The sequence below is a fragment of the Priestia filamentosa genome, from assembly GCF_900177535.1.
GTDB lineage: Bacteria > Bacillota > Bacilli > Bacillales > Bacillaceae_H > Bacillus_I > Bacillus_I filamentosa.
In genome coordinates, this window is sequence record NZ_FXAJ01000001.1 from 1,078,327 (window position 1) to 1,097,851 (window position 19,525).

The 19,525-nt window shown below is 36.0% G+C and carries 20 protein-coding genes and 1 riboswitch; of the genes, 14 read left to right on the forward strand and 6 right to left on the reverse strand.

Features of this window, described 5'->3' with window-relative positions:
- The first annotated feature begins 24 nt into the window (after window positions 1-24).
- Entirely contained in the window at window positions 25-3,183 is a 3,159-nt protein-coding gene (locus B9N79_RS05585; RefSeq protein WP_046217687.1) for a bifunctional cytochrome P450/NADPH--P450 reductase, read from the forward strand.
- Between the two features lie 33 nt (window positions 3,184-3,216).
- Here B9N79_RS05585 and B9N79_RS05590 read toward each other — a convergent pair whose 3' ends face one another.
- The 3 genes from B9N79_RS05590 to B9N79_RS05600 form a co-directional block, all read right to left on the reverse strand.
- Window positions 3,217-3,399, reverse strand: coding sequence for a YolD-like family protein (locus tag B9N79_RS05590; RefSeq protein WP_019392192.1), 183 nt, complete (start codon window positions 3,397-3,399; stop codon window positions 3,217-3,219).
- Window positions 3,400-3,533: 134 nt separating this feature from the next.
- Window positions 3,534-3,929, reverse strand: a complete 396-nt coding sequence (locus B9N79_RS05595; protein WP_167555102.1) for a helix-turn-helix transcriptional regulator — start codon at window positions 3,927-3,929, stop codon at window positions 3,534-3,536.
- Window positions 3,930-4,340: 411 nt separating this feature from the next.
- Window positions 4,341-4,571, reverse strand: a complete 231-nt coding sequence (locus tag B9N79_RS05600; protein ID WP_040056454.1) for a hypothetical protein — start codon at window positions 4,569-4,571, stop codon at window positions 4,341-4,343.
- 137 nt (window positions 4,572-4,708) lie between these two features.
- Between B9N79_RS05600 and B9N79_RS05605 the strand changes: the two genes are divergently transcribed.
- From B9N79_RS05605 to B9N79_RS05645, 9 genes are all read left to right on the forward strand, one after another.
- Window positions 4,709-4,954 carry a hypothetical protein gene (locus B9N79_RS05605; RefSeq protein ID WP_048896842.1) on the forward strand — a complete coding sequence of 82 codons (246 nt, stop codon included), beginning with the start codon at window positions 4,709-4,711 and terminating at the stop codon, window positions 4,952-4,954.
- A gap of 2 nt (window positions 4,955-4,956) precedes the next feature.
- Window positions 4,957-5,397, forward strand: a complete 441-nt coding sequence (locus tag B9N79_RS05610) for a class I SAM-dependent methyltransferase (protein WP_182928775.1) — start codon at window positions 4,957-4,959, stop codon at window positions 5,395-5,397.
- Between the two features lie 226 nt (window positions 5,398-5,623).
- Complete coding sequence (locus tag B9N79_RS05615) at window positions 5,624-6,952, forward strand: GntT/GntP/DsdX family permease (RefSeq protein WP_019392195.1); 1,329 nt, start codon at window positions 5,624-5,626, stop codon at window positions 6,950-6,952.
- Window positions 6,953-7,084: 132 nt separating this feature from the next.
- Window positions 7,085-7,462, forward strand: coding sequence for a GntR family transcriptional regulator (locus tag B9N79_RS05620; protein ID WP_019392196.1), 378 nt, complete (start codon window positions 7,085-7,087; stop codon window positions 7,460-7,462).
- A complete protein-coding gene (locus B9N79_RS05625) occupies window positions 7,462-8,328 on the forward strand; it encodes an ABC transporter ATP-binding protein (RefSeq protein ID WP_085117938.1) in 867 nt (288 codons plus the stop codon). The genes B9N79_RS05620 and B9N79_RS05625 overlap by 1 nt, the downstream gene beginning before the upstream one ends.
- A complete protein-coding gene (locus B9N79_RS05630; protein ID WP_167555103.1) occupies window positions 8,321-8,935 on the forward strand; it encodes an ABC-2 transporter permease in 615 nt (204 codons plus the stop codon). Before B9N79_RS05625 ends, B9N79_RS05630 begins: the two co-directional genes overlap by 8 nt.
- Before the next feature lie 249 nt (window positions 8,936-9,184).
- Window positions 9,185-11,518, forward strand: coding sequence for a heavy metal translocating P-type ATPase (locus B9N79_RS05635; RefSeq protein WP_085117943.1), 2,334 nt, complete (start codon window positions 9,185-9,187; stop codon window positions 11,516-11,518).
- A 120-nt stretch (window positions 11,519-11,638) separates the two neighbouring features.
- Window positions 11,639-12,337 carry a thioredoxin domain-containing protein gene (locus B9N79_RS05640; RefSeq protein ID WP_040056451.1) on the forward strand — a complete coding sequence of 233 codons (699 nt, stop codon included), beginning with the start codon at window positions 11,639-11,641 and terminating at the stop codon, window positions 12,335-12,337.
- Window positions 12,334-12,756 (forward strand): disulfide oxidoreductase, encoded by a 423-nt coding sequence (locus B9N79_RS05645; protein ID WP_019392201.1) that lies wholly within the window; start codon window positions 12,334-12,336, stop codon window positions 12,754-12,756. The genes B9N79_RS05640 and B9N79_RS05645 overlap by 4 nt, the downstream gene beginning before the upstream one ends.
- A gap of 37 nt (window positions 12,757-12,793) precedes the next feature.
- Here B9N79_RS05645 and B9N79_RS26450 read toward each other — a convergent pair whose 3' ends face one another.
- On the reverse strand, window positions 12,794-12,967 hold the full coding sequence (locus B9N79_RS26450; protein ID WP_240516649.1) for a hypothetical protein: 174 nt from the start codon (window positions 12,965-12,967) through the stop codon (window positions 12,794-12,796).
- Here B9N79_RS26450 and B9N79_RS26925 point away from each other — a divergent pair.
- The 4 genes from B9N79_RS26925 (at window position 12,942) to B9N79_RS05660 (ending at window position 16,102) form a co-directional block, all read left to right on the forward strand.
- Entirely contained in the window at window positions 12,942-13,094 is a 153-nt protein-coding gene (locus tag B9N79_RS26925; RefSeq protein ID WP_372450210.1) for a hypothetical protein, read from the forward strand. The two genes, B9N79_RS26450 and B9N79_RS26925, sit on opposite strands and share 26 nt — an antisense overlap.
- Before the next feature lie 220 nt (window positions 13,095-13,314).
- Window positions 13,315-13,881, forward strand: coding sequence for a TetR/AcrR family transcriptional regulator (locus B9N79_RS05650; RefSeq protein WP_040056450.1), 567 nt, complete (start codon window positions 13,315-13,317; stop codon window positions 13,879-13,881).
- Between the two features lie 76 nt (window positions 13,882-13,957).
- A complete protein-coding gene (locus tag B9N79_RS05655; RefSeq protein WP_085117946.1) occupies window positions 13,958-14,902 on the forward strand; it encodes an SDR family NAD(P)-dependent oxidoreductase in 945 nt (314 codons plus the stop codon).
- 183 nt (window positions 14,903-15,085) lie between these two features.
- Window positions 15,086-16,102 (forward strand): extracellular catalytic domain type 1 short-chain-length polyhydroxyalkanoate depolymerase, encoded by a 1,017-nt coding sequence (locus B9N79_RS05660; RefSeq protein ID WP_040056448.1) that lies wholly within the window; start codon window positions 15,086-15,088, stop codon window positions 16,100-16,102.
- A 28-nt stretch (window positions 16,103-16,130) separates the two neighbouring features.
- Here the strand turns inward: B9N79_RS05660 and B9N79_RS05665 are convergent, their stop codons facing one another.
- Both B9N79_RS05665 and putP read right to left on the reverse strand, forming a co-directional pair.
- Entirely contained in the window at window positions 16,131-17,156 is a 1,026-nt protein-coding gene (locus B9N79_RS05665; protein WP_040056447.1) for an AI-2E family transporter, read from the reverse strand.
- A gap of 262 nt (window positions 17,157-17,418) precedes the next feature.
- Window positions 17,419-18,852 (reverse strand): sodium/proline symporter PutP, encoded by a 1,434-nt coding sequence (gene putP, locus B9N79_RS05670; RefSeq protein ID WP_231573080.1) that lies wholly within the window; start codon window positions 18,850-18,852, stop codon window positions 17,419-17,421.
- A 465-nt stretch (window positions 18,853-19,317) separates the two neighbouring features.
- Window positions 19,318-19,504: riboswitch (cobalamin riboswitch) on the forward strand.
- Window positions 19,505-19,525 lie beyond the last annotated feature (21 nt).

Consider the following 19,525-nt stretch of genomic DNA (forward strand, 5'->3'; position numbering starts at 1 on the left):
CACAAAAAAGAGGAGGCTTTTCTCATGGAAAAAGAACGTACTATTCCACAACCTAAAACTTATGGACCGTTAGGCAGCTTGCCGCTTATGGATAAAGATAAGCCAATGCAAACATTTATGAAAATTGGTCAGGAACTAGGCCCTATTTTTCAATTTCAATTTCCACATGCTTTAGGAACATTTGTCTCGGGACATGATTTAGTTGCTGAAGTATGTGATGAAGAGAAGTTTCAAAAGCAGCTAGGAGTGTCTCTTACAAGCGCTAGAGAGTTTGCAGGTGACGGACTTTTTACAAGTTATACAGAAGAGCCGAATTGGAAAAAAGCCCATAATATTTTATTACCAAGTTTTAGTCAACGCGCAATGAAAGGTTATCATCATATGATGCTTGATATTGCAACACAGCTTGTTGAAAAATGGGAACGTCTAAATAAAGAAGAAGAAATTGATGTACCAGAAGATATGACTCGTCTAACATTGGATACAATTGGTCTTTGCGGTTTTGGTTATCGTTTCAATAGCTTCTACCGAGAAGGAGCTCATCCATTTGTAGATAGTATGGTAAGAGCATTGGATGAATCAATGAATAAAATGAATCGTTTACCTATTCAAGATAAGCTCATGGTGCGTAAAAAACGTCAATTTCAAGAGGACAAAATGTTCATGTTTGAACTCGCTGATGAGATTATTAAAGAGCGTAAAAAACAAGGGGAGGTAGATGGGGACGATCTTCTTGCCCATATGCTAAATGGAAAAGATCCTGAAACAGGAGAGAAACTAGATGATGAAAATATTCGCTACCAAATGATTACGTTTTTAATTGCGGGTCATGAAACAACGAGCGGTCTTTTATCATTTGCGATTTACTATCTTTTGAAAAATCCGCGCGTGCTCAAGAAAGCATACAAGGAAGTTGATGAAGTATTAACAGGAATGCCGACTTATGAAGATGTAAGAAAGTTAAAATATATTCGAATGATTTTAAATGAAGCCCTACGACTTTGGCCAACTGCTCCAGCTTTTTCTCTTTATGCGAAAGAGGATATTATGCTCGGAGGAAAATATCCAATAGAAAAGAACCAAAGCGTAAGCGTTCTTTTAGGAAATCTTCACCGAGACAAAAGAGTGTGGGGAGAAAATGTGGAAGAATTCCGACCAGAACGGTTCCAAGATGAAGAGAAAATTCCACATCATGCGTACAAACCGTTTGGAAATGGTCAGCGCGCATGTATTGGTCAACAGTTTGCACTGCATGAAGCAACGCTTGTACTAGGAATGATCCTGCAAAGATTTAATATTGTAGATCATAGAAACTACGAACTAAAAGTAAAAGAAACGTTAACATTAAAACCTGACAATTTTACAATTAAAGTAAGCACTCGCGAGCGCGAATATGCAGCTCTAAACGAGCATAAAAGCGAAAACAAAGCAGCTGAAAAAGTAGAACAAGACGTTATCATTGAAGAGCATAACACACCGCTTCTTGTTCTTCATGGATCAAATTTAGGCACTGCTGAAGGAATTGCAAATGAACTTGCTGAGCTTGGCGAGAGATACGGTTTCTCCACAACTATTGCCTCTTTGAACAGTTATAGTGGCAAGCTACCAATATCAGGCGCAGTCTTAATTGTTTCAGCTTCCTATAATGGAAAAGCTCCAGATAATGCAACGGAGTTTGTGAACTGGTTAGAAACGTCAAAAAATGATTTATCAGGTGTTCACTATGCTGTGTTTGGATGTGGTGACAGAAACTGGGCAAGTACGTATCAACGGATACCGAGAGTAATTGATGAAAAAATGACTAAGCTTGGTGCAGAACGGATTGTAGATAGAGGAGAAGGAGATGCAAGCGGCGACTTTGAGCTTCATCTCGATGAGTGGAAAAATCAATTGACGAAAAAAGTGAAAGAAACATTTAACGTCGAAGAAACGAAAGAAGTAGCAGAGAAAAAAGGATTGAACGTGACATTTGTAAAAGAAAACGTTCAGCATCCACTTGTCAAAACGTATAAAGCACAAGAAGCAGAAATTCTGTTAAATAAGGAGCTTCAGAGAGAAGAAAGTGGCAGAAGTACACGTCATATTGAAATCTCTTTACCAAATGGAGTTTCTTATAAGGAAGGAGATCACCTCGGTATTCTTCCGCAAAATAGTGCTGAGCTTGTTAATCGAGTATTGAAGCGTTACGGATTAGACGGCAGTGAAAGCATTATATTAGAAGGCGATGTATATGGACTTCAACACTTACCGTTGAATAAACCTGTAAGAGTGCGAGATGTTTTGACTTTTAATGTTGAATTGCAAGAACCTGTTTCAAGAAAAGCACTACAAGAGTTAGCAGAAGCAACCGTTTGTCCGCCGCATAAATATGAACTTGAAGCCCTTCTAGGAGATCACTATAGTGAAAACGTGACGAACAAACGATTAACAATGCTGTCTCTTCTTGAAAAATATGAAGCGTGTGAATTGTCATTTGAGCGCTTTTTAACACTTTGTCCACCGTTAAAACCGCGCTATTATTCTATTTCAAGTTCACCGCTTAAGAGCAATCAAAAAGCAAGTATTACAGTAAGTGTAGTAGAAGGAAAAGCATGGAGTGGAGATGGAATGTATCATGGTGTTGCTTCATCTTACCTTGCTCAATGTCAAGCAGGTGAAAAAGTGATGATGTTTATTAATACACCTCAGTCTCGGTTTGAGCTTCCAGCTGACGAAAGTAGACCACTTATTATGGTTGGACCAGGAACAGGCGTTGCTCCGTTCAGAGGATTTTTACAAGCCAGATCCCTGTTAAAAGAGAAAGGAAAAACACTCGGAGAAGCCCATCTTTACTTTGGTTGCCGAAATGAAGCCCATGATTTTATTTACAAAGATGAACTTGAAAAAGCAGAAAGTGACGGTATTGTAACCCTGCATACGGCATTTTCAAGAATGGAAAGCTGTGACAAAACGTACGTTCAACACTTAATAGAACAGGATGCAGCAGAAGTGATTTCTATTCTTGTTGAAAAAGAAGGAGCTCTTTATATTTGCGGAGACGGCAAAAGTATGGCTCCTGCCGTAGAAAGTACGTTGAAAAAGGCATATCAAGACATAAAACATAAAAGTGAAGAGGAAGCAGAGCGTTTTCTTCTCGATTTAGAAGAACAAGGCCGCTTCGCAAAGGATGTTTGGGCAGGATAAATAGCAAAAGGAGCTAACTAAAGTTAGCTCCTTTTATTGTATATCTTGAATGCCTGATAAACGAATCGAAAAAATATTTTGCTTTTCATCTTTCAGAAATAAAGTTTGATCTAAGAGGTTAAGATTATGAACGCGCCCTTGACAAGTTTGCAGAAGCCCATCTTCATAATAATTAATTGTAAGCAACCGGTTTTTTCGTAGCGCTTTTAAAATCATGACATTCTCCTTTGTTATTTATATTAAAATTTTTAATCTTTTATAGAATTTCCTTACTTTTATTATATACAAAAAAGGTAAGCGTTTTCAATAAAGTTATGAACAATTTGTGAATCATTGTGCAAAAGAAAAAATCAGGAAATTGTATAGCGTGTAAACAGCTTAAAAACAAGCTCTTTTCGTGTAGATACACCTGTTTTAAGAAAGATAGATTTTAAATGATCTTGCACTGTATAAGGAGAAAGAAAGAGATCATTCGCTATTTCTTTAGTTGAAGAACCTTTAATTAAATAATCTAGGATATTACTTTCACGTTTTGATAAATTATAATCCTTTTTATTAATGGTTAGAATATCTGTTGGAGAGGCCTGAGAGATATTTATGGCTATGTTGAAATCCTTTTTATCTTTTATTAAGAGTAAAGAGGAAAGCGTTAGAAATCCGTACTTTTGAAGAGCAAGTAGCGTATGTGCTGACCCTTCCTCACTTCCTAGCGGCCAGTAGCAGAGGGCTTGAATTGACTTTGGCAATTTATTCCCCTCTAACGATTCAGAAGCTCTTAGGGCATCTAACATCTTTATACCTGTTTTTGTGTAAGATATCAGTTTAAGATCAGGAGAAAATAACAACATTTTAGGTTGTAAAGAAACGGGTTCTAACAATAAATGATAAAAGGTCTGAAGTCCACGACCAATCGAGGAAGAAAGGTTTTCAATAAGCTCTTTTTCTTCACTTTGAAAGTGTTCTTATGTTTTGAATAACGTTAAATACCCAAGACATTGATTTTTATATACCAAAACAGCACGAAGTTCGTCCTTGAATCCGGCGGGTTTTAAGATTGATGTGTATCTGTAACTTTTCTTAAGCTGTTCATCCTTTTGTTCACTTAGCACAGCTGCTCGTATTTCTTGATGAAAAAGTCTTGCATAGTGATTTACGTCTTATTGTAAATATTCATTTTTTAAAATCTGATGATGAATACTTTCAATGTTATGCTCTGTAACAGCTCCTATAGAAAGTAATGTGTGAGGGTCTACTGCAGACAGGCAATATGCTTCAAAAGAGAGTTCTTGCTGTAAAAGAGTGATAACACATTGCCGGTATGTCCAAGATGATGTGCATGTTTTTTCTAAGCGATGTAAAGCTGTGTCAATTTCACGCCACTTTTTCATATCATTGCTCCTGATATTTTTATTTCCCCATGTTTCTAGGATCGTCTTTTTTTCTTCTTCTTTATAATTGAGAATAGTTCTTAATTAATTTTATCGAAAAGAGTAGAGATTAGAAAGACTTTATAGGAGGAGAAAAGATGAAGGAAGTAAGCAATATGAATTGGTATAGTGATGAAGTATATAATTATCAAACAAAAATACCCTTGAAAATCCCAGGATATGATGAACTTTATAAGATGATGAATTATCTTATGTCAGTATATGTCTCCTCAGAAAACAAGCATATTCATATGCTTATCGTTGGGGCTGGAGGAGGACAAGAACTTATAACTCTCGGGAATAGAAATAAGGGATGGACATTTACAGGAGAGACCCTTCTATAAAAATGCTTCGTATCGCCCAACAGCGCACTAAGAAAGTAGGGGTAAACGCCAATTTTATACATGGAGAGGTAGAAGGTATAACAGGGAAATTTACAGGTGCAACTTGCATGCTTGTACTTCACTTTTTGAAGGAAGCAGAACAAGAGAAGTTGCTAAAAGAAATAAGTGAGCGATTAAAAAGTGGAGATCCTCTTTTTGTAGCTTCTATTGTTGGTGAAAAGGGAAGCGAGTTTCAATGGCAAATGAAAGCATGGAAAGAATACATGCTTTCAAACGGAATTCCTATTGAAGAGTGGCTTAACTTTGAAAAATCAATCGATAATACCATTCGTCTTATTTCAAGTGCGAAAATGAAGCATCTTTTAAACAGATCAGGATTTACAGAAGTAACAAAGTTTTATAAAGGTTTTTTAGTAGAAGGATGGGTGGGGGTAAATGGATAAAAAGTATTTTAGTGGTTCTTTTTTCCTGTCTTTCATAAAAAAAATTGATAAAAACTAAAAAGATTAAATTTTTTTTAGTAAAATCCATTGATATAAGAAATATTTTTCCTTATAATTGATTTATAGATTGAAAGTGCTTTCAGCAAACAGTACGTTTTGAAAGCGCTCGCCATATACTAAAAATTTGAAATTCAGACATGATATACAACAGGAAGGGGAATGAACCTTGGATTTCTATCTACTAATTATGACGCTAATATCTATTGCAATTGTAGTTGTTGGAGTTTCGGTGTTCAAATGGCATGCGTTCATTAGTTTGCTTGTAGCTAGTTTATTTCTGGCTATAACATCAGGACTCTCGTTAGATAAAATTGTAACTTCTTATGAAAGCGGTGTCGGCAGTGTACTCGGACACCTAGTTGGAATTTTAGCACTTGGAACAATTTTAGGAAAAATGATGGCTGAATCAGGAGCCGGTATGAGAGTTGCTGACTTCTTCATTCGATCTTTTGGACGTAAGAAGCTTCCATGGGCAATGCTTATTTCAGGATTCGTTATTGGTATTCCGGTCTTTTTTGAAGTAGGAATTATTATCTTAATTCCACTTGTTATTTCGATTTATAAAACAACAAAGCAAAATATCCTATTAATTGCACTTCCAGTTATCGCAGGTCTTTCAATTGTGCACGGAATTGTACCTCCGCATCCTGGGGCAATGACAGCCATTGGAATTTATAACGCAGACCTTGGCAAAGTTTTAATTTATGCTCTTATTATTGCCATTCCAGCTGCAATTGTGGCCGGACCTGTTTTTGCAAAATGGGTTCATAAACGAGTAATTCCAGAAAAAGAGCCTGAGCTTATTCGTATTAATACATCATCAAGCAGTTTACCAAGCACAGGCGTTTCGTTTTTCGTTATTTTACTTCCGATTCTTTTAATGGTTCTGTCTGTTGTAGCACCTACAGTTGAAGCGTTACCAAAGTTTGTTATTCAGGCATTAGAGTTCATTGGTAATCCACTTGTAGCTCTTTTACTTGCTTGTTTTGCTGCTTTCTATCTTTTAGGATTCCGTCAAGGCATGGATAAAAATATGGTGAAAAAGCTTACTGAAGATGCTGTACTGCCTGTTTGTTCTATCATTTTAATCGTTGGTGCTGGTGGAGGATTTAAACAAATTTTAATTGATAGCGGTGTTGGAGAGTCAATTGCTCAGATGGCTGAGCATCTATCCCTTTCACCGATTGTCCTTGCCTTTTTAGTAGCTGGCCTAATTCGTATTGCAACAGGTTCTGCAACTGTTGCCCTTACAACAGCCGCTGGTATTGTATCACCTGTTGTGGCAAACATGACAGGCGTAAACTTAGAGCTGCTTGTTATTGCAACAGGCGCAGGTTCACTTATGTTCTCACACGTCAATGATGCTGGTTTCTGGCTTGTTAAAGAGTATTTAGGTTTAACTGTAAAAGAAACGTTCAAAACATGGACTGTACTTGAAACACTTCTTTCCTTCATTGCTTTTGCAGGCGTGTTAATTTTCGATATCTTTGTATAAGCAATAAAAAAGGCGTTCTTCTCTTTGAGAAGAACGCCTTTTTTTATTTTTTTCCATTTATAATTGATTTTAAATTATTGTCTGTGTATATTGTATATATAGTATATATACAGTATTAACAAAGGAGCTCTCATGCGAATACTTATTTCAAATCATTCAAAAGAACCGATTTATGAACAAATTACAAAGCAAATTCGTGAGGCTATTATGACTCACGAAATTTCACAAGGAGAAAACTTGCCATCCATTCGTCAGCTTGCCAAAGATTTAAGAGTGAGTGTTATTACAACAAAACGTGCTTATGAAGAATTAGAGAAAGAGGGATTAATCTACTCTATCGTTGGAAAAGGGTCTTTTGTAGCAGAGCAAAATCCAGAGCTATTGCGAGAGAAAAAGCTGCGTGCGATTGAAGCACATTTACTAGAAGCAATTGAAAACAGCAAAGGAACAGATATTACGCTAGCACAGTTAAAAGAAATGCTTGAACTTCTTTATGAGGAGGAGAAATAGTGAAAAACGTCATTGAACTAAAAAATATAAACAAAACATACAAAGAGTTTAAAATCGAAAATTTGTCTCTTAATGTAAAAAGGGGATTTGTGACTGGATTTATTGGCGCAAATGGAGCGGGAAAATCAACGACGATTAAGCTAATTATGAACCTTATTAAAAGTGATTCTGGCTCTATCTCTGTATTTGGAAAAGATTATAAAAGTCATGAACGAGAAATTAAACAGAAGATTGGCTTTGTGTTTGATGAAAACGTATTTTATGAAAGATGGAACTTAAAACAAATCAAACGCTTTATCTCAAAAGCTTATAAAAACTGGCATGATAAAACGTTTTATGAATATGTGGAACTGTTTGAACTTCCTCTAAATCTAAAAATTAAAAACTTCTCCAAAGGAATGAAAATGAAGGCCTCATTAGCTCTCGCGCTTTCGCATAAAGCTGAACTCATTATTATGGACGAGCCAATGTCAGGATTAGATCCAGTTGTGCGAAGGGAAATTCTCGATATTTTATATGATTTAATGCAAGATGAGCAAAAAACGATTTTCTTTTCCTCACATATTACGACGGACTTAGATCGTATTGCCGATTACATAACGTTTATTCATAAAGGAAAGCTTATTTTTAGCGAGGACGTACATTCTATTGCTGAAAACTACGCTATTATCAAAGGTGAAACGAGTCTTCTAGATCAAGGTGTAGAAAAAGAGCTTGTTGGGATGAGAAGAACACATACAGGGTTCGAAGGTCTAACATCTAACAGTCAAAAAGCAAGACTTCTTTTTGGGGACTCGGTATTGTTTGAGCGTCCATCATTAGATGACATTATGTACTTTACCGGAAAGGGGACTATTCATGGGTAATTTATTGTTAAAAGATTTATTTCTTAATCGTTATAGCATTTTATTATCCTTCGTTGTCTTTGCATTGACACTTGCAAACGGAATCGATACATTCTACTGTTTTTTTCTTACTCTCTTATTTTTGATTGGAACATTTACTCAATATGATGGTCTCAATAAAGTTGATATGTTACTGAATGCTCTCCCTTACAGCCGAAAACAAATTGTTTCGTCCCAATATATTGGTGTTATCGTTTGTATTACTTCAATGCTGATTGTATTATCAGGTGCGCTATACATCATTAATTTTCTTTTTGATCAATCTTTTTCTTTACTAAGTTTAAAAAACATTGGATTATTATATGCTGTTGCATTATTAGATGCAGCCTTTTTCGTTCCAATCTCTTACATTGTGCCACCCAAATATCTTCTTATGTCTTTTGCGATTTTTGGATTGCTCACAGGTATAATAATTGTGCCTGCGATGCGCTTTTATGAAGACTATGTATTGAAGTTTATCGCAAATTACGGTCATAATCTCTACTATATTAGTGGAGGTATAGCGATCCTTCTTTTCCTCCTATCATGGTTCTTCACCATTCAAATTTATAAAAGAAAAGATGTTTAAAGCCTGCTTGCAACAGGCTTTTTTTTATATGACAAAAACACAAATTTAACCTTTGTACGAACCTCTTTAATATGCGTTGGATATGAATAAACAAACGTTAATATTCCGAAAATAGAGATTGACACAAAATGGCCCTATTGAATATAATGAAGTTAATACATGAACATATGCTCATATAAGGCGGTTAAGTCTTTTGATCTTTATTCATAGGAAAAATGTATTTTTATGAAGAAAGTAAGGTGAGGGCTAGTGGAAGATCGAAGAGAAAGAGTGAAGCGAGAACTTTTGTTAGAAGGTCTTGATTGTGCGAACTGTGCAATGAAAATCGAAAATGGAGTAAAGTCACTAGAAGGTATTGATCGGTGTACAGTGAACTTTGCGACTAAAATGTTGATATTTGATGTAGAAATGAACGAAGAAGAGAAAGCACTAGAAAGTGTTAAAAAGAAAGTACATTCACTTGATTCACATATTAAAATTAAAGAAAAAGGTGTAGAGACGCATACACTCTACTTGCATGGTCTTGATTGTGCGCATTGCGCAGGGAAAATCGAGTCAGAGATGGGCAAGATTCCTGCTGTTCAGAAAGCAAGCGTTGATTTTGTTTCAAAAATGCTTCATATCACGCTCGCTCCTGAAGATTCCTGGAATAGAGAAAAAGAAAAAGTTATTCAAAGAATTAATAAAATTGAATCTGGAATCACAGTTGAAGAGGAAGAAAGTGCTTCAAAGGAAAAGAATGAGCACGGGCGTTCGATATTATGGCGTTTAGGTGGAGGAGTTTTACTAACAGGAATAGCGATGTTTGCTTCTTTACCGTTTCCTTTTGAATTTGCACTGTTTCTTATCGCATATGCTATTGCTGGCGGAGACGTTGTGTATAGGGCGATAAGGAACATTATTAGAGGGCGCGTGTTTGATGAGCATTTCTTAATGACAATTGCAACGATTGGGGCGTTTCTGATTGGCGAATATGCAGAGGGCGTTGCTGTTATGCTTTTTTATCAAACTGGTGAATGGTTCCAGAGTCTAGCTGTTAATCGCTCTCGCAAATCAATTAGCGAAATGATGAACATTCGTCCTGATTATGCAAATCTTAAAGAAGGTGAAGGGAACAAGAAAGTCTCACCAGAAGAGGTGAAACAAGGCGATATTATTGTTGTGAAACCAGGTGAAAAAATTCCTTTAGATGGAATGGTCCTAAATGGAAGTTCATCAGTCGATACTTCCGCTCTTACAGGAGAATCGCTTCCACGTGAAGTTGAAAAAGGAAGCGAAGTGCTGAGCGGTTTCGTAAATAAACAAGGTTTATTAGAAGTAACGGTTACAAAAGAATACGGAGAATCAACAGTTTCGAAAATATTAGATCTTGTTCAAAATGCGAGCAGCCGAAAAGCTCCAACTGAAAATTTTATTACTAAATTTGCCCGTTATTATACGCCTATTGTTGTCATTATTGCTTTTCTTCTCGCTTTCTTGCCTCCACTCCTTTTCACAGGGGCAACATTAGCTGACTGGACATACAGAGCACTTGTCTTTCTTGTTATCTCATGTCCATGTGCGCTTGTTGTTTCTATTCCACTAACGTTTTTTGGAGGAATTGGAGCAGCATCTAGACGAGGTATTCTTGTAAAAGGTGGAAACTATTTAGAGGCACTAAATGATGTGAGGTATGTTGTGTTTGATAAAACAGGAACACTCACAGAAGGTGTATTTGAAGTTGTTCATGTACATGCTGAAAAAAGCTTTACGAAAGAACAAGTCCTATATTATGCGGCATATGCTGAGCAACATTCTAATCATCCAATTGCAGAATCAGTAAAGAAAGCATACAACGGTAAAGTGAATGAAGGGTTAATTACAAGCTATAGTGAAAAAGCCGGTCATGGGATTGAAGCAGTTGTAGATGAAGAACAAGTGTTAGCTGGAAATGAAAAACTTATGAATTTGTATTCTATTTCTTATAGCAGAGCAAGTGAGTATGGAACAATTATTTATGTTGCAGTAAATAATCGATATGCAGGCTATCTTGTTATTTCCGATAAAATAAAACAAGATGCTAAAGAAGCCCTAAAGTCTTTAAAAAGGCTTGGTATTAAAAAAACAATGATGCTTACAGGAGATCAAAAAAGCGTTGGAGAAAACGTTGGAAAACAATTAGGGATTGATGAAGTATATGCTGAGCTTTTACCCCAGCACAAAGTTGAAAAAGTAGAAGAGCTTGACAAGGCTAAAGAAAAAGCGGAAAAACTGATTTTTGTGGGTGATGGGCTCAATGATACGCCTGTTCTTGCTAGAGCTGACGTTGGGGTTGCAATGGGAGGACTTGGATCTGATGCAGCGATTGAAGCAGCAGATATTGTTATTATGACAGATGAGCCTTCTAAAATTGCTGAAGCAATCTCTCTTGCTAAACGAACAAGAAAAATTGTATGGCAAAACATTAGCTTTGCTCTTGGCGTTAAGGCAATTTTTCTTCTTCTTGGAGCGTTTGGAATTGCTACAATGTGGGAAGCTGTGTTCTCAGATGTAGGTGTTACGCTTTTAGCTGTCTTAAATGCGATGCGAATTTTAAAAAGATAGGGAGGAAAGCCGAATTTTCGGCTTTTTTTCTTGAAAAGAAAAAAGGAGAAAGAAAAGGGTTTCTGCTATACTAATGAAGAATACTAGTTTAGAAGAAACTGATAGGAACGAGGTGATGAATTGAAAAGTAACCAAAGCTTTCGTTTGAAAGTAGCTGCTCTTATTACAGGGGTGTTAGCAATTGGTATCGCTTTTTTTCTTTTATCAGCAAACAGTAATTCAACTAAAACAAGTACAACTTCTTCAGAGGATGAAATTGCTCATTCCTTTTCCTTGAACAACCAACCGTTGCTTGGTGAGGAAGATGCACCTGTTACAGTTGTTGAATTTGGAGATTTTAAATGTCCAGCATGTAAAGCATGGGGAGAAGAGATTTTTCCAAAGCTTCAAAAAGAATATCTTGAAAAAGATAGCGTGAATTTTTCATATGTAAATGTGCTTTTCCACGGAGAAGAGTCTGAGCTAAGCGCTCTAGGAGCTGAATCGATATTAAAGAGAGATCCGCAGTCTTACTGGAGTTTTCATAAAGCTTTATTCAATGCCCAACCAACGCAAAATCATAATGAAAAATGGGTAACTGTTTCAAAGCTTACAGAGATTGCAGGAAACACAACAAATGTGGATCTTGTGCAGTTTAAACAAGATATCGAGGCAAAAAGTATGCTTTCAGATGTTGAAAAAGATATGTCTCTTGTGGAGGATTATCATGTTGTTTCAACTCCAACTGTAATGATTAATAACAAAGTTGTAGAAGATCCGTTCAACTATAGCGAAATTCAAAAAGCAATTGAGGAAGAACTAGAGGAGAGTACATCATGACTGAAAAAAACAATCGTTCCATCATCTTTTTATACGTTGCTTGGCTTGCTTCTATTATTGCAACGTTAGGAAGTTTATATTTTAGTGAAGTACGCGGATATGTGCCATGCGAGATGTGCTGGTATCAGCGCATTGCTATGTATCCTTTAACAGTAACAATGGGGATTGCTGTTTTTAAAAGAGATCTGGCTGTTAAAAAATATGTTTTACCAGCCTCTATTATTGGCGGGCTGATTTCTGTTTTTCATTATTTAGAACAAAAGGTACCAGGGTTTGCGGCCATTAAACCATGTTCAATGGGTGTTCCTTGTAGCGGAGAGTATATTAACTGGTTAGGCTTTATTACAATCCCATTCTTAGCTTTCGTTGCTTTTCTTATTATCACAACTTGCTTATTGTTTGTAAAAAAGGAAGACTAAAATGAGCACAGTGGAAAAGGTGCAACCACTTTTGATTTTAAGCGCTATAATGATAGGATTCTTCCTTTCTAAAATAGCGCTTTTTGCTACATATGCATCCCTCTTTCTTTTGCTTTGATGCATGGTCTTTTTTTGATGTTTCATTTAAAGAAACAAAAACATCTTTATCACACCAATGCTTTCTAATATCAGCTCTTATTCTTAATTTCATCATAGGGCCTCTAGTGGCTTATGGAATTGGATGTATTTTCTTAGATGAGGAACCATTTATATTTCTCAGTTTTCTGATGCTTGTTGTTACACCGTGTACAAATTGGTATTTGCTTTCACAAAATTAGCAAAGGGCAATGTACCCCGTGCAGCTTCATTACTACCTGTAAATCTTCCTTTGCACTTATCCTTGGACCACTTTATTGAGCTCCCGCTGTTATCCTTTGTTGCTTATTTATTGTTGCAGAGAAAGGAATATCGGAATTAATATTTCTTTCTTTTTAATTGACAAATGCAGGAATTATTTCTATAATTTTATTGAACACTGGTCAATAAAGGGGAGAAATGATGTCACCTCGAAAAGCTGTAAAACATGAGCTAACAAGAGAAATGATATTAAACGTAGCGCGAAAGCTATTCGCTACAGAGGGATATAGTCATGTATCAATGAGGAAGATTGCTAAAGAGCTAGACTATAGCCATGGAGCGCTTTATTATCACTTTCAAAACAAGGCAGAGCTTTTTTCTGCGCTTGTTAAAGAAGATTTTTCACTTTTAGATGAAAAGTTTTATGAAGTGATGAAAAGAGAGATAAACGATGCCGAAAAACTTCAGTCTGTTCTTTTAACTTTTATTGAATTTGGCCTCACATATCCAAATCACTATGAGATTATGTTTCTTACAAAAGATAAAGAAGTAAAGTTTTATCAGCATAGTGGTCCAGAAGAAAGCTACAAAATGTTTGCAGAGGCCCTTAGTATACTTTCTAAAACAAAGCTATCGGTAAGTGAAGTATGGTCTATCTTCTTATCTCTTCACGGATTTGTAGCACACCACTCATACTGTGAGCAGTCGTTTGAAGAAGTAAAGGATATGGCAAAAGCACACGTTAGGTTTTTATTAAAAAAGATTTAAAAATAAAGGAGGAGTTTCCTCATTTATTTTTACCTTTAATTAACCAGTGGTCAAAAAATAAAAGGAAGTGATGGATATGAAGAAAGCTCTTGTTATAGGAGCAACAGGTGGAATGGGGAGTGCTCTTGTATATGAACTGATTGAAAGAGGAATTAAGGTTATTGCTTTTGCTCGAAACGAAAGAAAACTTCAGCGTTTTTTCGGAAAGGAAGAACTTGTTACAATACAAAAAGGCGATGTTTTTCATAATTTATCTTCCTCTGTTGCCGGAGCTGAAGTTATTTTCCATGCTGGAGCACTTCCGTATGACCAATGGCAAGAAAAACAGGAACCATTTATGGAGTGTATCATAAAAGCAGCAAAAGAAAACAAAGCGAAGCTTGTGGTTGTCGACAATATTTATGCTTATGGAAGAAGTAAAGGAGAGAAAGTGAGAGAAAATGATGAGAAAAGTCCTCATACAAAAAAGGGGAAGATTCGGCTTCGCTTAGAACACTTGTTAGAAGAATCAAAGGTTCCTTATCTGCTTGCTCATTTTCCCGATTTTTACGGTCCGCGAGCAGAGAATACCCAGATTGACTATTTGTTACAAAGTATTATTAAAAATAAAAAAGCAATGTTTGTTGGAAATCAAACAATAAAAAGAGAATATATTTATACTCCAGACGGAGCAAAAGCTCTTGTAGAACTTGCTCTTTGCGGAGAAGCTTATGGAGAAACGTGGAATATACCTGGCTATAGCGGGATTTCAGGAGACGAATTTCTTTCTTATATTAGAGAATATACAAATTATCAAAAACGAGTAGGAACAGCAACAAAGACAATGATTCGGCTTATTGGAATTTTTGATCGCAATATGAAGGAATTTATAGAAATGTTTTATTTAAATGAAGTCCCTTTGTTTCTAGACGGAACTAAATATGAGCATAAAATCGGAAAAATTCCAAGAACTCCTTATAAGGAAGGAATAAAACAAACAATTGATTATATGAAGAGGGAAAAGACGGGAAACGCTTCTTAAGCGTTTCCTGTCTTTTTTTTACAAAATTTGAGAAAAGAAAAGCTATTCTTCTTTTTCCTACACTAATTATGTGTAAGTCACATATATATAAAGGTATACCCATTAAAGCTATGAGGATTATTTAAGAACTTTTTCGTAACTTTCATATTTTTGCAATCGTTTTCATAAAAGGAGGAAAAAAGAGTGTTAAAAGCCTTGCAAGCATTTTTCTCTCTCGCACTTTGTCCACTGTTTGGTAGTCCTTCTGCATCAAGTGACTGTAATTTTGAAACAAGAGAAACGTTTAAGGAAGGGGAGTATGGAGGAAAAAGCTACAAGCTTTATGTTCCAAGTACGTATGACAAAGAAAAAGCATCTCCATTACTTGTTATGCTTCATGGCTGTACCCAGTGTGCAACGGACTTTGCGATTGGTACTGAGATGAATATGCTAGCGGAAGAACACAATTTTCTTGTCCTCTATCCAGAACAAGATGCTAAAAGTAATCCAAACAAGTGTTGGAATTGGTTTGAACCTCTTCATCAAGCGCGTGGTAGAGGAGAACCTGCAGCCATTGCCGGAATGATTGAAGAAATAAAAGAAGCATACACAATTGATAATCATAAAGTGTTTATTGCAGGAATGTCAGCTGGAGGAGCAATGAGTATTATTATGGCTGCAGCTTATCCGGAAGTTTTTTCAGGACTTGGAGTTGGAGCAGGATTAGAATATAAAGGAGCTACAAGTGTTTTTGATGCTTTAAATGTTATGAACAATGGAGGACCAAATCCGTTTGAACAAGGTTACTTAGCATATAAAGAAATGGGAGAAAGGGCAAGAGTTATTCCCACTATTGTTTTTCATGGAACCTCTGATACAACAGTTGCACCAATTAACGGAGAGCAAGTTGTTTCCCAATGGATCGTTACAAATGATCTAGTGGAAAGGCATAATGCAGGATGGATTTGTCATGGAGTAAATGAAACAATAAAAGGAAAAGTGAGAAATGGAAAAGAATATACGCATGACTTGTATCGAAACAAACGGGGGGAATCTATTGTTGAGAAATATACGGTATTAAACATGGGGCATGCATGGTCAGGAGGAAATGACAATGGAAGCTTTACAGATTCTGAAGGACCTCATGCAAGTAAAATCATGTGGGATTTTTTTATTAGAGAAAATCGAAAAAATGGATATTCAAATCAAAAAAGCTCTTGAAGAAATCTTCTCAAGAGCTTTTTTCATGTTAAGCTTTTTCTTCTTTATTGTTTGTAACCCCTAATACATCAAGTAAAAATACAAAGACAGGTATTCCGACAATTAATCCCCATACTCCGAAAAAGTGTTCTGAAAAAATGAGTACAATAAAGGTGAAAAAAACCGGAAGCTCTGTTTTGGCTGACATAAGTTTTGGATTTAGAAGGTAAGCTTCAATAGCATGAATAACCATAATCATAATCAGTAAGTATAGAATCATTGTAAATCCACCAATTGTATATCCAATGATGGAAAGTGGGATAAGCGAGAGGATAACCCCAGCAACCGGAATAAGACCGAGGAAGAAAATTAAAATCGCTAGCCCGAACAGCTGTGGAAAATCAAAAAACCAAAGGCCGATTGTTGTAAGAACACAGTTTACAAGAGCAATAATAAACTGAGCTTCAATGACTTTTCCAAATGTCCTAACGAATTTACGACCGAAGAAAGCAATCTCTGTATAAAAAGCAGACAGCTTACTTTGCTGAAACTTTTGGCTGAACATAATAAGTCTTTGTTTTTCCATAAGGAAGAACATGCTTAAAATTAAAGACAAAAAGATTTGGACACTTAGGATACTAAGGTCTGTTAAGTATTTGTATAAAAAATTAAATCCTTGTTCAATATAAGTATTTAAATTTACGCTATCAAACGTATTTGAGATAAAGGAGAAGAAAGGAATATCTTCTGGATTCAGATAAAATGACTTAATTTGTTTTACAAGCTCTTCAACTTGTGTTTTAATAACTGGATAAAATCTAAAACCACCTACAATAAGTCCAGTGACAAGTAAAACGTAAAGAATAAGCACGATGAGCTTTTGGCTGATGGGTACCCATTTATGCACCCATTTTGTGACAAACGTTTGCACTCTATCCATCAAAAAAGTGAAAATAAACGTTAACAAAATAAAATTGATCATGCTTTTTAGAGCGAAAAGAGCAAGCGCTAAAATGAGGAAAATCAAGAAGCGTCTAAAACCGCGGTTTTCCCAGAGTTTTGCTAATCCAGTCATTGTTTACATCTCCCATAAAAAATATAGTGTACTCTTGTTTAACCCGCTATTATGGGAAACTACAGAAAATATTAAAAGGAATATTTAAAAACTGCTGTGCATTTCCGAACGTGTATCGTGTTAAACCTATCTCTTAATATTATATGCTTTTCATGTTTAATTTTAAAGCTGTATTAGCGATTTTGAATATTTAATTGAAGATGAAAAGAAAAAAACTCCCTTTGAAAGCAAAAGGAGTTTTTAAATATAAATGAAGCGTACATTATTTGTGGCTGTCTTTTAAGACTTCTTCCATTTTACTAAACGTGTTTTGAACACTTTGAGAAGGAGTTGTCGTAAAGAAACTTACAACTACAACGGCAAGTAAGCTTGCAAAGAAGCCTGGAATCATTTCATACATAAAATCAGACATCCCTGTTTGCACCCAAGTAAGCACAACAACAGTACCTACAATAATGCCGGAAAGCGCACCCCACTTTGTCATACGTCTCCAGAATAGACTCAAAAGAATAGCAGGACCAAATGCTGAACCGAAACCAGCCCATGCATAACCAACAAGATCTAAGATAGTACTATTTGGTGTGTATGAGAGCATAACGGCAATCACGGCAACAACTAAAACAGCGAGTCGCCCAACTGTAACAAGTTCTTTATCAGAGGCATCTCTACGGAAGAATGTTTTATAAAAGTCCTCTGTTGCTGCACTTGATGTTACAAGAAGCTGAGATGAAATTGTGCTCATAATAGCGGCTAAAATAGCGGCTAGTAAAAATCCTGTAATATAAGAGTTGAATAAAATGTCAGATAACAGAATAAAAATCGTTTCAGGATCATTCAACGTTATGTTATTTTCTGTAACATAGGCTAATCCAAATAGTCCTGTTAAGCAGGCTCCAATAATCGCAATAATCATCCAGCCCATTCCAATACGTCGAGCTGGTTTTAATTCTTTTATAGAACTAATAGCCATAAAACGAACAATAATATGGGGTTGGCCGAAATAGCCTAATCCCCAGGCAAGAAGTGAGAGGAGGCCAATAACTGTTGTTCCTTTGAAAAGGTCCAAATGTGTTGCATCAATGCTTTTGATGGTATCAAATACATTCGTTGGTCCACCTAAGTCGAATAGCACAACAACTGGTACTAGAATAAGAGCAAGAAACATAATAATACCTTGCACAAAATCTGTTAAACTTACAGCTAGAAAGCCACCGAAGAGGGTATATGCAACAACAACAATAGCGATAAGAAACATTCCATATCTGTAGTCTAACCCAAAAGCAGATTCAAATAATCTTCCACCGGATACTAATCCAGATGAAGTATAAAGAGTAAAGAAAACTAAAATAACAAGTGCTGATACTAATCGTAGCATACGGCTTTTATCTTCAAATCGGTTTTCAAAATAGTCAGGAATCGTAATGGAGTCGTCAGCAACATATGTGTATGTTCGAAGCCGTGGAGCTACAAGTAAATAATTTAAATAGGCTCCAATGGATAATCCGACAGCAAGCCATACTCCAGATAGTCCTGTTGTATACAATGCACCAGGAAGCCCCATAAGCATCCATCCGCTCATGTCAGATGCTCCTGCTGAAAGAGCAGTAACTGCAGGACCAAGTCCGCGTCCTCCTAACATGTACCCCGATATATCATCTGTTGATTTTTTATATGCATACCAACCTATTGCGAGCATCCCTAAAAAGTAAATGCCCAGTGTAATATAAGAACCAATGTCCACCAAATCTCTCCCTTGTTTTTTTTACGCTATAAGCGCTGATGAAGTGAATTATTTCTCTTATTCTATGAGAAAATAATTTAACTATTCGGACTATTATTGTAAAGTAAAAATGACTAGGAGTAAAGTCTGTTTTGAGTAAATATGACTATTCTCACCGAAAAAGGCAAAAATATCAAAGTGACGATAAGGTGTCATGTTTAGGGGAATATAGCTTGTTTTAAAGAATTTGAAGGGGAGCAATATAGTCCCTTTTACCTAATTTGTTTTCCTTGTTGAATTTATACCCTTACAATAAAGAGAAGAGCAGTTTATTCTCTTTCTCTTCATATTGCAATTGGATACATTTGCTTTATAATATAGAAGAACTGCATTTGTAATTAGTAGAATGTCAGGCTTTAAAAAGTACAAAAAATAAAAATTTTATAAAGTTTGGAAATAGGTGTAAAGCATAGTTTGCTTGCTTAAAAGGGAAGTCGATGAAATTTCGACACGGACCCGCCACTGTGAATGGAGTATAGGAGCTTTAAATAGACCACTGAACAAAAGTTCGGGAAGGTAAAAGGCTCTTTTCCTAAGTCAGGAGACCTGCCTGTTTTAACATCGCTGTTCGACCTACGGGAGTTTAGGG